This window comes from Cupriavidus sp. SHE, from assembly GCF_000812445.1.
GTDB lineage: Bacteria > Pseudomonadota > Gammaproteobacteria > Burkholderiales > Burkholderiaceae > Cupriavidus > Cupriavidus metallidurans.
Genome location: NZ_JWMB01000001.1, coordinates 57,952 through 71,294, shown reverse-complemented (window position 1 = coordinate 71,294; position 13,343 = coordinate 57,952). Strand labels below are relative to the sequence as shown.

Below are 13,343 nucleotides of genomic sequence, written 5' to 3'. Positions count from 1 at the left end.
GGTGTCTGAAATGGACCCGCCGCCGCGTTTAGCTGGCAGGTTTGGCCGGAACGTCCGAAGCCGCGTTGGCTGGCGCCTCGGCCGGCTTTTGCTGAGCGGCCTCGGCGGCAGCAGGTGCCACGGCCACCGGCGCGGCGGCCGGTTCGCTCGCTGCTGCGACGGGCATGGCAGCCGGCGCCGATGCCGGCATTGCCGCCGGCGCGGATGCTGGCGCTGCCTCGCCGCCAAAGATGAGCTTGCCTGGCGTCTGATTCTTCTGCGCCGCCTTCATGCCGTCAATTTCGGCAATAAGCTCGTATTCGGACGGCAACTCGTTGCCCACCCACCGCACAAGCTTGTCACCCTCGAAGTACACGGTGAACTGGCGCGATTGCACGACCGGCCGGCTGCCGCGACGGAAAGAGAAGTAATAGTCCCATCGATCCGCGTGAAAGACGTCCGTCAGCAGCGGGGTGCCGAGCAGGAAGCGCACCTGATCGCGCGTCATGCCTTCGCGCAATTGCGATACGGCCTCGCGCGACACGAAGTTGCCCTGGACGATGTTGATCCGATACGGCGTGATGGCATCAGCCACCTTGCGCGAGGTGCTGTCGTAGGCGGAACAGGCACCGGCCAGCAGTGCCGCCGCCAGCAGGGAAGACACCAGCGCGGGGCGCATGGCGGACGAACGGAATGAACGCATGTATCTCGCTTCCAGACGGGAATGGGTAGATACCGGCACCGGCACACCCCAAAGACTGCGGAGGCATCCGGCACGGCCAGGCGCATTCTGGTCACTCCGCGGAGAGCGGCGTGTACGCGTCATGGCACCGGGGCGACATTTGCCGCCAAAACCCTTATGATTCAACTATCCAGACATTGTACTCTAGGGAGTCACGCCCATGCCGAGTCCGGCGGACCTCAAAAATATCGGCCTCAAGGCGACCGTCCCCCGCCTGAAGATCCTTGAGATCTTCCAGACCAGTGAACAGCGCCATCTAAGCGCGGAAGATGTCTATCGCATCCTGCTCAATGAGCATATGGACATCGGCCTCGCCACGGTCTATCGCGTTCTCACGCAGTTCGAACAGGCTGGCCTGCTCTCGCGGAACAACTTCGAGTCGGGCAAGGCGATTTTCGAACTGAACGAAGGCAAGCACCACGATCACCTGGTGTGCCTGGATTGCGGGCGCGTCGAGGAATTCTTCGATGCCGATATCGAGCAGCGGCAACAGAGCATCGCCCGCGAGCGCGGCTTTGCGCTGCAGGAACACGCCCTGTCGCTCTATGGCAACTGCACCAAGGATGATTGCCCCCACAGACCGAGACGATAACCCCGCGGCGGTACCCGCCCAGCGGCAGGCAAAAAAAACCGGCGCCAAGGCGCCGGTTTTCTATTGGGTCGACACAGCGTTACTCCTGCGTCAGATCCTGCTCGGCCACGACGCGCAGGCTACGCGGCGCGGCGGCGGCTGCCGCAGGCAGGCCCAGAAACTCGCCAACCACCTGACGGAAGAGACCACGTGCCCAGACCAGCATCGGATGGGTATTGCGGCTGCGGTGCCAGAACATATTCAGGCCCAGCATCGTATTGAGCTCTGCCGGCAGCGGGTAGGCCTTCAGGCCGTACGTTTCACAGGCCATGTCCTTGGTCAGCGCGTTGACCGTGAAGATCATGTCGGTCTGGGAAGCCAGTTCGGCCTGGGCGCGCCACGAATGAACGGTCAGCGTGGCATTCCGCTTCAGACCCCGCTGCTGCAGCGCGTAGTCCAGCGGAATCAGTGCCGGCGCCGGACGGCCCGCGCCACCGGAATGCGCCATAAAGATATGGCTGCAGTCGAGGTATTGCTCGAGCGTGCAATCGTTCTTCAGGAGCGGATGATTCTTGCGTGCGCAAACCCACAGGTTCAGCGACGTCACCACTTCCTCGACGATTTCGGGATGGCGGGTCGGGAACGGCGAAAAGGCCAGATCGAGTTCGTTGGCACGCATCGACGCGACGTCGGCTTCCCACGAATGCGATTCGACCAGGCGGATATGCAGATCCGGAGCCAGTTGCTTGATGCGCAGGACAAAGCGGTTGAAAACCGTGTCGCCAAGTTCGGCGGCAAAACCGATATTCAGCGTGCCGGTGGCGATGGCCGGATCGAAATTATCGGCATCCCCCTCGTTGATCGACGACCAGAGGTCGAGCATGTCCCGGATCTTCGGGCCCAGTTCCAGCGCGCGCGGCGTTGGCGTAAGACCATGAGGCACCCGAATGAAAAGGGGGTCGTCGAAGATTTCGCGCAGTCGGCCGAGCGAGTGCGAAACGGCCGGCGCGGTCATGTGCATCTTTTCCGCCACATAAGTGGCGTTACGCTTGCTGAGCAACTCGGTGAAGATCACGAGCAGCTTGGTATCCACGTTCACCATGATCAGGCCCGGTTTGTTATGTCTTACGCTTCGATGGCCCCACCACTTTCACTGGCTGCACATCAGACATTAATAGATCCTTCCGAGTGTAAGAGAAAATAACAGGAGCGAAAAGCAAATTCAGCATTTCTCGCATTACTGAACGCGAACTTTCGCGGATTTTTGACAACTTTGAGACAGATAATGTCAAAAATCGCCGTTCATTGAATTACATGACCCGCTATAGTGCATGAAGGCGCTCCAATTCTGCCTCGCAGCCCGCCCCGTCTTGTTTCAGATCAAACCATGGCTTCCCACCGACTCGACGTTGATCTCGCCAAAGCCTATCGCCTGCTGAATCACGGCCCGACCGTTCTGGTCAGTGCCGCGCACAATGGACAACGCAATATCATGGCGGCGGCATGGGCCATGCCGCTCGATTTCGCGCCGCCGAAGGTGGCCGTAGTGCTAGACAAGTCCACCTGGACGCGCCAGTTGCTTGAAGCAAGCGGCGAATTCGCGTTGCAGGTTCCCACCGCCGCCCAGGTCGATATCACGCAGGCACTAGGCTCCAGTTCGGGACGGGCCCTGACGGAAAAGCAAGGCATCGACAAGTTCGCCGCGTACGGCTTGCAGACCTTCGCCGGCAGCGTGATCGGCGCCCCGCTGCTCGAAGGCTGCGCGGCGTGGCTGGAATGCAGGCTATTGCCGGAACCCGCGATCCAGAACAGCTACGATCTGTTTCTCGGCGAAGTGGTCGCAGCCCACGCCGACGGCCGCGTCTTCAGCAATGGCCGCTGGCACTTTACTGGCCAAGACGACCTGCGCACGATCCACCATGTCGCGGGTGGCCACTTCCTCGTCGATGGCGATGCTATCGATGCGCGGCCGCTGACGCCACCAGTCACCCCACCTGCCGCCTGAGCAACAAAAAACGCGCCCGAGGGCGCGTTTTTTTGTTCAGCGAGGATGGCTTACTTGGCCACGACGCGTGCCATTTCCAGGCACTTGTTCGAATAGCCCCACTCGTTGTCGTACCAGCTCACGACCTTGATGAACGTGCCGTCCAGCGCGATACCGGCTTCAGCATCGAAAATCGAGGTGCGTGCATCACCGCGGAAGTCCGTGGCCACAACCTTGTCTTCGGTGTAGCCCAGCACGCCCTTCAGCGCGCCCTGGCTCTGGGCCTTCATCTCGGCGCAGATTTCTTCGTACTTGGCCGGGTTTTCCAGCTCGACGGTCAGGTCGACCACCGAAACGTCCGAGGTCGGCACACGGAACGACATGCCGGTCAGCTTCTTGTTCAGCTGCGGGATCACCACGCCAACGGCCTTGGCGGCGCCAGTCGACGACGGGATGATGTTTTCCAGGATGCCGCGGCCACCGCGCCAGTCCTTGTTCGACGGACCATCCACGGTCTTCTGCGTGGCGGTGGCAGCGTGCACGGTCGTCATCAGGCCGCGCTTGATGCCCCACTTGTCGTTCAGGACCTTGGCCACCGGGGCCAGGCAGTTGGTCGTGCAGCTTGCGTTCGAGATGATCGCTTCGCCCTTGTACGTCTCGTGGTTCACGCCGAACACGAACATCGGGGTGTCGTCCTTCGACGGAGCCGACATGATCACCTTCTTGGCGCCCGCGTCGATGTGCTTCTGCGCGCCTTCCTTCGTCAGGAAGATGCCGGTCGACTCGATCACCACGTCGGCGCCGACTTCGCCCCACTTCAGCTCGGACGGATCCTTGACGGCGGTCAGGCGGATCTTCTTGCCGTTGACCACGAGCGTGTTGCCTTCCACCGACACTTCACCGTCGAAGCGGCCGTGGACCGAGTCGTACTTCAGCATGTACGCCAGGTAGTCCGGTTCCAGCAGGTCGTTGATGGCGACGACTTCAATGTCCTTGAAGTTCGCGGCGGCGGCGCGGAACACCATGCGCCCGATGCGGCCAAAGCCGTTGATGCCGATCTTGATGGTCATGTCTATCTCCTAGAGTGCAATCGCGATAAAGCTGGGGCCGGCGCCGCAGCCGGCGCCTCGCGCCGGCATACCGCGCTGGCGAGAATTACTGGGCGAGCGTGGCGCGCACCGTATCGGCCACGTTTTCCACGGTGAAGCCGAAGTGCTTGAACAGCACGCCTGCCGGGGCCGATTCGCCGAACGTGTCGATACCGACGACGGCCTGAACCTGGTACTTCCACCAGAAATCGGTGACGCCCGCTTCCACGGCGATGCGCGGCACGCCAGCCGGCAGCACACTGGCCTTGTAGGCGGCGTCCTGCTTGTCGAACACGGAGGTCGACGGGACCGACACCACGCGCACGTGCACGCCTTCCACGGCCAGCGCATCGGCGGCGCCCACGGCCAGGCCGACTTCCGAGCCGGTGGCGACGATCACGGCATCCGGGCGCTTCTTGCGCGGATTCGTGCCATCGCGCAGCACGTAGCCACCGCGCGCGATGTTGGCGCGCGTGACATCGTCACGCTTCTGGAACGGCAGGTTCTGGCGGCTGAAGATCAGGCAGCTCGGGCCGTTCTCGCGGCGGATCGAGTGCGCCCAGGCCACGGCGGTTTCGGTGGTGTCGGCGGTACGCCAGACATCCATGTTCGGGATCAGACGCAGGCTGGCCACGTGTTCGATCGACTGGTGGGTCGGACCGTCTTCGCCCAGGCCGATCGAATCATGCGTGAACACGAACAGCGAGCGGATCTTCATCAGCGCGGCCATGCGCAGCGCGTTGCGACTGTAGTCCGAGAACGTCAGGAACGTGGCGCCGTAGGGGATGTAGCCACCATGCAGCGCGATGCCGTTCATGATCGCGCTCATGCCGAACTCACGCACACCGTAGTTGATGTGGTTGCCCCACGAGTCGAAGCGAACGGCCTGCGTGCCCGACCAGTTGGTCAGGTTCGAACCGGTCAGGTCGGCCGAGCCGCCCAGCAGTTCCGGCAGTACCGGCGCCAGTGCCTCGATCGAGTTCTGGCTGGCCTTGCGGGTAGCGATCGTCTCGGCCTTCTCCTCGCACTTGGCGATGTAGGCGTCCACGGCCGCATCGAACGCGCCCGGCAGCTCGCCGCGCACGCGGCGCTTGAACTCACCGGCTTCGTACGGATGCACTTCGGCGTAGGCGTCGAACAGTGCGTCCCAGGCCTTTTCCAGCGCGTGGCCGCTCGGCTTCGCGTCCCAGGCGAGGTACGCGTCCTGCGGCACTTCGAACGGGGCGTGGGTCCAGCCCAGCGCTTCGCGGGTGGCCAGCACTTCGGCGCCGCCCAGCGGCGCGCCGTGCACGTCGTGGCCGCCGGCCTTGTTCGGCGCGCCCTTGCCAATGACGGTGCGGCAGCAGATCAGAGTCGGCTTGTCGCTGGCCTTGGCCAGCGCGATGGCGTTGTCGACGGCAGCCACGTCGTGGCCGTCCACGGCGCGGATCACGTTCCAGCCATAGGCTTCGAAACGCTTCGGCGTATCGTCGGCAAACCAGTGCACCACGTCGCCGTCGATGGAGATGCCGTTGTCATCCCAGAAGCCGATCAGCTTGTTCAGCTTGAGCGTGCCGGCCAGCGAGCAGGCTTCATGGCTGATGCCTTCCATCAGGCAGCCATCGCCCATGAACACGTACGTGTGGTGGTTGACGATGTCGAAACCCGGGCGGTTGAATTCCTCGCCCAGCAGGCGCTCGGCCAACGCCATGCCGACGGCATTGGTGATGCCCTGGCCCAGCGGGCCGGTCGTGGTTTCCACGCCCGGGGTAATGCCATACTCCGGGTGACCGGCGGTCTTGCTGTGCAACTGGCGGAAGTTCTTCAGTTCCTCGATCGGCAGGTCATAGCCGGTCAGGTGCAGCAGCGCGTAGATCAGCATCGATCCGTGGCCGTTGGACAGCACGAAGCGGTCGCGGTCAGGCCAGTGCGGATTGACGGGGTTATGCTTCAGATGCCGGCCCCACAGCGCCACGGCCATATCGGCCATACCCATCGGCGCACCGGGGTGACCGGAGTTGGCTTGCTGGACAGCGTCCATGGCAAGCACGCGGATGGCATCCGCCATCAGTTTGACGGGTTGGTTGGCGTAAGGACTTGTGGCGGGATGGGCGAGGGCAGACATGCGAGAACCTGACGGCGGGAAAACCGCAATTTTAGCAGAAGCAGGGGGAATTCCCGGGACGGATCCGGCACTCCGAAGGGGGACTCAGGCCTGGACCGAATGGTTGATACCCGGCGTGGGCACCACGCTAGGCGAAATCACATTGCTAGCGGCCGCCTGCAGCCCCTATCAGCAGATAGAAATCGGGGAAAGCGCACATTTTGGCCGGATCTTCCGGCTCGATGGCCGCGTGATGAGCACCGAAGCCGACGCCTGGATCCAGCACGAGCTGATGGTGGCCCCAATGGCCGCCACCCATGGCGCGCCGCGCAGCGCGCTGGTGGTGGGCGGCGGCGACGGCGGATCGGCATTCGAACTGCTGCGCATCCCCACCATGCGAGAGGTGGTGGTGGCCGAACTGGACGGCGAGGTGGTGCGGCTGGCGCGGGAGTGGTTGCGCGGCATCCACCAGGGCGCGCTCGACGAACCCGGCGACCCGCGCCTGAGCCTGGCGATCGGCGAAGGACTTGGCCTGATGGAAGCCTTCGCGCGCGCCGGACGCCAGTTCGACCTGATCGTCTATGACCTGACCGAAGCTGACGACGGCAGCCCTGCTGCCGCCCTGTTCTCCCCGCATGGCCTGCAAACCGCGCGCCGCTGCCTGGCGCCCGGCGGCGCGATGTCGCTGCACCTGGGGCCGCCGCTGCATCGGCCGGAAACGGCGCGGCGGCTGTTGGCACGGCTGCGGCATGTGTTCCGGCATGTCGCGCCGCTGACGACCTTCGTCCCGGCCTATGGCGCGCTGTGGGGCATTGCGCTGGCCAGCGACGCGCTCGATATCGCCGCGCAGCCCGCCGACAAGATCGCGGCGCGCCTGCAGCAGTGGCAGCTCGAACACAAGCTGCGGGCCTATCACGCGTACCTGCACCCCGCCCTGTTCGTCCATCCGCGACACGTGCAGGCGATCTTCGACAGCGGCAGCCGTCCCGCGTAACATGCACGGACGCGCCTCGCGCCACGCAGCGCGGGGACGAGATTCGTTCCATCCGGGAGATCATCATGTCCAGACCGCCCAACACGCCTTGGCTTACGCCCTATCTGACGGTCGCCAGCGGTCGCGCCGCACTGGATTTCTATACGCGGGCTTTCGGCTTCGCGGCCGGCCATGTCGTCGATGAAAACGGCGTGCCCATGCACGCCGAGATGCATTACGAAGGCCAGCTAGTGGTCATGTTTGCGCCCGAGGGCGCGTGGGGCAGCACGGCACGCACACCCCGGTCGCTAGGCGTGGAAGCCCCGCAAACGTTCTATGTCTACTGCGGCGACGTTGATGCGATGTACGAAAGGGCCGTGGCCGCTGGCGCCGCAAGCGTCACGCCGCCCGCCGACCAGTTCTGGGGCGACCGGTACTGCATGGTCGAAGATCCCGATGGCTACCGCTGGGGCTTTGCCACGCCGCTGCCCAAGACCCCGGATTCCAAACCCACTCCCTGATGCCACCCAGATTTTTTGTCGATGCGGCGCTCGCCGCGGACACCGTATTGGAATTGCCCGACGCCGTCGTGCGCCATGTCCAGGTGTTGCGCCTGGCGCCCGGTGACGCCATCACCCTGTTCAACGGCCAGGGCGGGAGCCACCCGGCCACGCTGACCGAGATCGGCAAGCGCCACGCTAGTGCGACGCTTGGCACCCACGACGCCTCGGAAGCCGAAACCCCGTTCGCCGTCACGCTCGCCCAGGGGCTTGCCGGGGGCGACAAGATGGACTGGCTGATCGAGAAGGCAGTGGAACTCGGTGTATCCGCCATCCAGCCACTTCAGGCTGCCAGATCCGTCGTCCGGCTTTCCGGCGAGCGCGCCACCAAGCGCCAGGCGCACTGGCAGGCACTGATCGAGGCCGCCTGCGAACAATGCGGCCGTAATCGCTTGCCGGCGTTGGCGCCCGTGGCTAACTTGGAGTCATGGCTGACCAACGTGCCGGCCACTGCTGCAAGGCTGCTGCTCTCGCCACGCGCATCGGCATCGCTGCCCGAACTGGCGCAAGCCGAGCGCGAGGCATGGCGCGCCGGCGGCGTGACGTTGCTGATCGGGCCCGAGGGCGGCTTGTCGCCGGAAGAAGAAGATCGCGCACGCCGAGCCGGTTTTATCGGCGTGTCATTGGGACCGCGCATTCTGCGAACGGAAACCGCCGGGCTGACCTGCCTGGCGACACTGAACGCCATCCTTGGCGGGTTTTGACCTAGAAGGAGTCAAACATGGGACTACTCGATAGCGTGCTGGGCGGTGTGCTCGGCCAACTGGGCGGCGGCCAGCACGGCGAACAGGCCGGAGGCGGCCTGAATCCCAAGATGATGATGGCGCTGGGCCTGCTGGCGATGATGGCGATGCGCCACAAGGGCCAGGAGGCAGACGGTGGCGCGGCGTCCGCGGGTGCGGATGCGGGCGCCGGTGGCCTGGGCGGACTCGGTGGACTTGGCGGTGTGCTGGGCGGATTGCTTGGTGGCGCTGGCGCTGCCGGTGGCGGTGCCTCGGCCGCCGGTGGACTGGATCTCGGCTCGCTGCTCGGCGGCCTGCTTGGCGGCCAGGGCGGCGCAGGCGATTCGGCGCAAGCGATGGGCGCGGCCGCGGGCGGCATCGGCGCCTTGCGAGACGTCCTGGCGCAAGCGGGTCTGGGTCAACAAGTCGATTCGTGGATTGGCACGGGCGCGAACCAGGCCGTGAGCGCGTCGGATTTGTCCTCCGCGCTGGGCGGTACGGGTGCGCTGCAGTCGCTCGCGGAGAAAACCGGGCTGTCGGCCGACGACGTGGCTTCAAGCCTCAGCGAAGGCCTGCCCGAGCTGATCGACCGGCTGACGCCGCATGGAGCGGTACCGCCGGCTGCGTAACATCGGCACCGCAAACAAAAATGCCCGCTTTTACAGCGGGCATTTTTTTGACCGGAACACGGCGCCGACCGTGCGCCTGGAGCACCGCCAGATCCGTTCAGGCGAACGAGTAGAACACCCGGAACTGCACCTTGCGCTCGCCCCAGAACTCGGCGGCATCGCGGAACACGTCGAGCAGTACCTCGCGCGCTTCCTTGTCGAACTTCTGCGCGATCGGCAGGCCTTCCAGCACGATCACAAAGCCCGGTTGCGGTCCGGCCTTGTAAATCATGTCCGTCAGGCAATCGGACAATGCATCGAAATTCTTGCCGAAATGCTTCGGGAAGGTGAATTCGGTGGCAATGCGCTCGAGGATCTCGGCCTTGCTGGCGCAATCCGCGCAGTTCGCATAGAGGAAGTGCTGATTCAGTGCGGCGGCTGCCTGGGCCAGCTCCGGCACGCGGAACGCGCGGATCGACTGGACGATGTTTGGACGCACCGTCTTGAACAGGTTCATGGCTCCCTCATTGGTGCCGTTGTCATCGCAAGCCACCATGGCGGGCGCGCATGCGGGCGGAAGTCGATGCGGCAGATCCTGGCGCGGCATCATCAGCACATTGTCGTATAGGTTCTGGGCCTGATGGTGGGCCCTTTGCCAGCCATCTCCGGCGCCGCGCTCCTCGCGGGCGGCAAGGGCGTCGCCCAATCCGAAAATGTCAGTCATCATTTGGTTATCCGTTTGAAGCTGTTGTAGTGGTCTTCCGTGTAATAACAGTCGTTGGCGGCGCGTTGATCACCACCGCAAACGATCCGCTTGGCTCCCCGGTTCCGGCTATTGCTGTTCTTGACGGTGTACTCGCGGTAATACCCGCGAGATTGCTGCGGCAGGCTGCGCTCGTAGTTGCCAAAGCGCGAACCGTCCTTGTCATACGGGAACGGCCCACCGGCCTCGATACGCTCCAGCGTCTGCCGTGCCTCGTTGGGCAGTTGCTGTGCGGCGATGGTTCCCACCACCCCCTGCACGTCGTCGGGCGACTGCCTGGCCATAGCGCCTTGCGGCGCCAAAGTCAGCGCGATGGATATCGCCGCGCCCGCCAGCACGTGGCCCAGGCTTCGGGCCAGGCTCAGGGACTGCCAATGTGACTGCCGCTGCGACTGACTCGACAAAATCCGGGAACCCACGTTATCGAAAAGTTGGCGAAATGTTATTTGCGGGTCACTCCGGCACCTGTTAATCACCCCTCGCAGGCCCGGCGCACGCTTCAGGCGAACGCCCGCATTCAAAGGCGTAAGGTTACGCGCATGTCCATCATTAATCAATCCCTGCGCCTTTGCCCGCCGGTTTTCTTCAATTGTTTCAACATGTTATCGATATGTGTGCGCATACTAACCTCGCAAGCAGCGAGATCATGCGGGCATGAAAAAAGCCGGGCGAACCCGGCTTTTTTGGCACTGCATCAAGAAGGCTGAAACGCTTCGTCCGCTCAGACCTTGGCTGCCGCGTCCACGACCACCAGCGCGGTCATGTTGACGATACGGCGCACCGTTGCCGAAGGCGTCAGGATATGGACCGGCGCCTTCACGCCCAGCAGGATCGGGCCGATCGCCACGTTGTTGCCAGCCGCCACCTTGAGCAGGTTGTACGAGATGTTGGCGGCATCGATATTCGGGCACACGAGCAGATTGGCTTCGCCCTTGAGCGCGCTATCCGGCACCAGCGAATCGCGCAGCTTTTCGTCGAGCGCGCTGTCGCCATGCATTTCGCCATCCACCTCGAGGTCTGGCGCGCGGTCGCGCAGGATCTTCAGCGTGTCGCGCATCTTGCGTGCCGACGGCGCTTCCGACGTACCGAAGTTCGAGTGCGACAGCAGACCCACCTTCGGCTCGATACCGAAACGCTTGAGCTCCTCCGCAGCCATGATCGTGATCTCGGCCAATTGCTCGGCGGTGGGATCGACGTTGACGTGCGTGTCCACCAGGAAGATCTGGCGGCCGGGCAGAACCAGGCCGTTCATTGCGGCGTACACGCAATTGGTGCCGCCGATGACCTGGTCGATATAGCGCAGGTGGGCCGCAGTGGTGCTGACCGTACCGCAGATCATGCCGTCGGCTTCGCCCTTCTTGACCAGCATCGCGCCGATCAGCGTGGTACGGCGGCGCATTTCCAGCTTGGCGTACTGCGGCGTGATGCCTTCACGCGCCATCATGCGGTAGTACGCGTCCGAGTATTCGCGGAAGCGCTCGTCGTGCTCCGGGTTCACCACCGTGAAGTCCTCGCCCATGCGCAGGCGCAGGCCGAAACGCTCGATGCGGTGAGCCAGCACGGCCGGGCGGCCGATCAGGATCGGGTTGGCCAGCTTCTCGTCGACGATCACCTGCACCGCACGCAGCACGCGCTCTTCCTCGCCCTCGGCGAAGACGATGCGCTTCTTCTCCTTCTGCACCTTGCGGGCGGCCGCGTAGATCGGCTTCATCAGCGTACCCGAGTGGTACACGAACTGCTGCAATTGCAGGCGGTACGCGTCCATGTCCTCGATCGGGCGCGATGCCACGCCCGATTTGGCGGCGGCCTCGGCCACGGCCGGCGCGATCTTGACGATCAGGCGCGGATCGAACGGCTTCGGAATCAGGTATTCGGGGCCGAACGACAGGTCCTGGATGCCATAGGCCGACGCGACGATATCGCTCTGCTCCTGGCGCGCCAGCTCCGCCACCGCGTGTGCTGCGGCGATTTCCATTTCACGCGTGATCGTCGTGGCGCCGCAATCGAGCGCGCCACGGAAGATGAACGGGAAGCAGAGGACGTTGTTGACCTGGTTCGGATAGTCGGTGCGGCCCGTGGCGATCACGGCGTCCGGGCGGACTTCCTTGACCAGTTCCGGCATGATTTCCGGATTCGGGTTGGCCAGTGCCATCACCAGCGGCTTGTCGGCCATCTTCTGCACCATCTCGGGCTTCAGCACGCCCGCGGCGGACAGGCCCAGGAAAATGTCGGCGCCTTCAATGACCTCGGCCAGCTTGCGCTTGTCAGTCTTCTGCGAGAAGCGCGCCTTTTCCGGGTCCATCAGTTCGGTACGGCCTTCGTAGACCACGCCGGCCAGGTCCGTCACCCAGATGTTCTCGATGGGCAGGCCCAGGTCGACGAGCAGGTCCAGGCAGGCCAGTGCGGCGGCGCCGGCGCCCGAGGCCACCAGCTTCACCTTCGAGATGTCCTTGCCCACCACCTGCATGCCGTTGATCACGGCGGCGCCCACGACGATCGCGGTACCGTGCTGGTCATCGTGGAAGACGGGGATCTTCATCCGCTCGCGCAGCTTGCGCTCCACGTAGAAGCACTCCGGCGCCTTGATGTCTTCGAGGTTGATGCCGCCGAACGTCGGCTCGAGCGAGGCGATGATGTCGACCAGCTTCTCGGGGTCTTTCTCGTCGACTTCGATATCGAACACATCGATGCCGGCGAACTTCTTGAACAGGCCGGCCTTGCCTTCCATCACCGGCTTCGACGCGGCCGCGCCGATATCGCCCAGACCCAGCACGGCGGTGCCGTTGGTGATCACGGCCACGAGGTTGCCACGCGCGGTGTAGCGGAACGAATTGGCCTGATTGGCCACGATTTCCTCACACGCTGCCGCCACACCCGGCGAATAGGCCAGAGCCAGGTCGCGCTGGTTCGACAGCGGCTTGGTCGGGGTGACCGAGATCTTTCCGGGGGTGGGAAACTCGTGGTACTCGAGCGCGGCCTTGCGCAGCGCCTCACGCTGCTGCTGTTTCAGATCGTCTTGGGACGGGGACTGCTGAGGGCTTGTCATCTGCGCATCTTCCGATCGGTGGAGCCGCACTGAATAACGCTGGCGATTGAGCGCGGGCCGGCTCCACGAACCCGCTGTCTCCGCTGTAGGCGCTTTTGGAAGTGTGCATTTTATATTGTGAAATAGTATTTCACAATAAGCCTTTTGTTTGGGGCACCTTTGCGTTTCGGTACAATATGCCCCATGCCGATGGGCTTTACCAGCCGAGTCTCCAGCGGAATTTC

13 protein-coding genes are annotated in these 13,343 nt (G+C 63.8%); 6 read left to right on the top strand and 7 right to left on the bottom strand.

Annotated features, from left to right (window positions below):
• Positions 1–28: 28 nt before the first annotated feature.
• Positions 29–682 carry an outer membrane protein assembly factor BamE gene (locus tag RN01_RS00330; protein WP_017515492.1) on the bottom strand — a complete coding sequence of 218 codons (654 nt, stop codon included), beginning with the start codon at positions 680–682 and terminating at the stop codon, positions 29–31.
• A gap of 199 nt (positions 683–881) precedes the next feature.
• Here RN01_RS00330 and fur point away from each other — a divergent pair, with 199 nt between their 5' ends.
• Entirely contained in the window at positions 882–1,313 is a 432-nt protein-coding gene (gene fur / locus RN01_RS00325) for a ferric iron uptake transcriptional regulator (RefSeq protein ID WP_008648581.1), read from the top strand.
• A 79-nt stretch (positions 1,314–1,392) separates the two neighbouring features.
• On the opposite strand, the gene RN01_RS00320 is transcribed toward fur, so the two are convergent.
• Positions 1,393–2,394 carry a LysR family transcriptional regulator gene (locus RN01_RS00320; protein ID WP_024570912.1) on the bottom strand — a complete coding sequence of 334 codons (1,002 nt, stop codon included), beginning with the start codon at positions 2,392–2,394 and terminating at the stop codon, positions 1,393–1,395.
• Between the two features lie 285 nt (positions 2,395–2,679).
• On the opposite strand from RN01_RS00320, the gene RN01_RS00315 reads away from it, so the two are divergent.
• Positions 2,680–3,297, top strand: coding sequence for a flavin reductase family protein (locus RN01_RS00315; RefSeq protein ID WP_011517513.1), 618 nt, complete (start codon positions 2,680–2,682; stop codon positions 3,295–3,297).
• Between the two features lie 50 nt (positions 3,298–3,347).
• Here the strand turns inward: RN01_RS00315 and gap are convergent, their stop codons facing one another.
• Together gap and tkt are read right to left on the bottom strand one after the other, a co-directional pair.
• The gene (gap, locus tag RN01_RS00310; protein WP_008648578.1) at positions 3,348–4,346 is read right to left on the bottom strand and encodes a type I glyceraldehyde-3-phosphate dehydrogenase; all 999 of its coding nucleotides are present in this window, start codon (positions 4,344–4,346) and stop codon (positions 3,348–3,350) included.
• 85 nt (positions 4,347–4,431) lie between these two features.
• Positions 4,432–6,468 carry a transketolase gene (gene tkt, locus RN01_RS00305; RefSeq protein ID WP_024570913.1) on the bottom strand — a complete coding sequence of 679 codons (2,037 nt, stop codon included), beginning with the start codon at positions 6,466–6,468 and terminating at the stop codon, positions 4,432–4,434.
• A gap of 115 nt (positions 6,469–6,583) precedes the next feature.
• Here tkt and RN01_RS00300 point away from each other — a divergent pair, with 115 nt between their 5' ends.
• The 4 genes from RN01_RS00300 to RN01_RS00285 all read left to right on the top strand — a co-directional run bounded on the left by RN01_RS00300 (position 6,584) and on the right by RN01_RS00285 (position 9,331).
• Entirely contained in the window at positions 6,584–7,441 is an 858-nt protein-coding gene (locus tag RN01_RS00300; protein WP_017511790.1) for a spermidine synthase, read from the top strand.
• A gap of 65 nt (positions 7,442–7,506) precedes the next feature.
• On the top strand, positions 7,507–7,941 hold the full coding sequence (locus tag RN01_RS00295; RefSeq protein ID WP_017511791.1) for a glyoxalase/bleomycin resistance/extradiol dioxygenase family protein: 435 nt from the start codon (positions 7,507–7,509) through the stop codon (positions 7,939–7,941).
• The gene (locus tag RN01_RS00290; protein ID WP_017511792.1) at positions 7,941–8,684 is read left to right on the top strand and encodes a 16S rRNA (uracil(1498)-N(3))-methyltransferase; all 744 of its coding nucleotides are present in this window, start codon (positions 7,941–7,943) and stop codon (positions 8,682–8,684) included. Before RN01_RS00295 ends, RN01_RS00290 begins: the two co-directional genes overlap by 1 nt.
• 17 nt (positions 8,685–8,701) lie before the next feature.
• Positions 8,702–9,331 carry a YidB family protein gene (locus RN01_RS00285; RefSeq protein ID WP_017511793.1) on the top strand — a complete coding sequence of 210 codons (630 nt, stop codon included), beginning with the start codon at positions 8,702–8,704 and terminating at the stop codon, positions 9,329–9,331.
• A gap of 97 nt (positions 9,332–9,428) precedes the next feature.
• On the opposite strand, the gene RN01_RS00280 is transcribed toward RN01_RS00285, so the two are convergent.
• The 3 genes from RN01_RS00280 to RN01_RS00270 form a co-directional block, all read right to left on the bottom strand.
• Positions 9,429–10,037, bottom strand: a complete 609-nt coding sequence (locus tag RN01_RS00280) for a barstar family protein (RefSeq protein ID WP_011517519.1) — start codon at positions 10,035–10,037, stop codon at positions 9,429–9,431.
• Entirely contained in the window at positions 10,034–10,411 is a 378-nt protein-coding gene (locus RN01_RS00275; protein WP_017511794.1) for a ribonuclease domain-containing protein, read from the bottom strand. The genes RN01_RS00280 and RN01_RS00275 overlap by 4 nt, the downstream gene beginning before the upstream one ends.
• Positions 10,412–10,794: 383 nt before the next feature.
• Positions 10,795–13,119 (bottom strand): NADP-dependent malic enzyme, encoded by a 2,325-nt coding sequence (locus RN01_RS00270; RefSeq protein WP_017511795.1) that lies wholly within the window; start codon positions 13,117–13,119, stop codon positions 10,795–10,797.
• Between the last annotated feature and the right edge of the window lie 224 nt (positions 13,120–13,343).

Coding starts and splice junctions, on each gene's coding strand:
- RN01_RS00330 (WP_017515492.1), bottom strand. CDS start 682: ATGCGTTCATTCCGTTCGTCCGCCATGCGCCCCGCGCTGGTGTCTTCC.
- fur (WP_008648581.1), top strand. CDS start 882: ATGCCGAGTCCGGCGGACCTCAAAAATATCGGCCTCAAGGCGACCGTC.
- RN01_RS00320 (WP_024570912.1), bottom strand. CDS start 2,394: ATGGTGAACGTGGATACCAAGCTGCTCGTGATCTTCACCGAGTTGCTC.
- RN01_RS00315 (WP_011517513.1), top strand. CDS start 2,680: ATGGCTTCCCACCGACTCGACGTTGATCTCGCCAAAGCCTATCGCCTG.
- gap (WP_008648578.1), bottom strand. CDS start 4,346: ATGACCATCAAGATCGGCATCAACGGCTTTGGCCGCATCGGGCGCATG.
- tkt (WP_024570913.1), bottom strand. CDS start 6,468: ATGTCTGCCCTCGCCCATCCCGCCACAAGTCCTTACGCCAACCAACCC.
- RN01_RS00295 (WP_017511791.1), top strand. CDS start 7,507: ATGTCCAGACCGCCCAACACGCCTTGGCTTACGCCCTATCTGACGGTC.
- RN01_RS00290 (WP_017511792.1), top strand. CDS start 7,941: ATGCCACCCAGATTTTTTGTCGATGCGGCGCTCGCCGCGGACACCGTA.
- RN01_RS00285 (WP_017511793.1), top strand. CDS start 8,702: ATGGGACTACTCGATAGCGTGCTGGGCGGTGTGCTCGGCCAACTGGGC.
- RN01_RS00280 (WP_011517519.1), bottom strand. CDS start 10,037: ATGATGACTGACATTTTCGGATTGGGCGACGCCCTTGCCGCCCGCGAG.
- RN01_RS00270 (WP_017511795.1), bottom strand. CDS start 13,119: ATGACAAGCCCTCAGCAGTCCCCGTCCCAAGACGATCTGAAACAGCAG.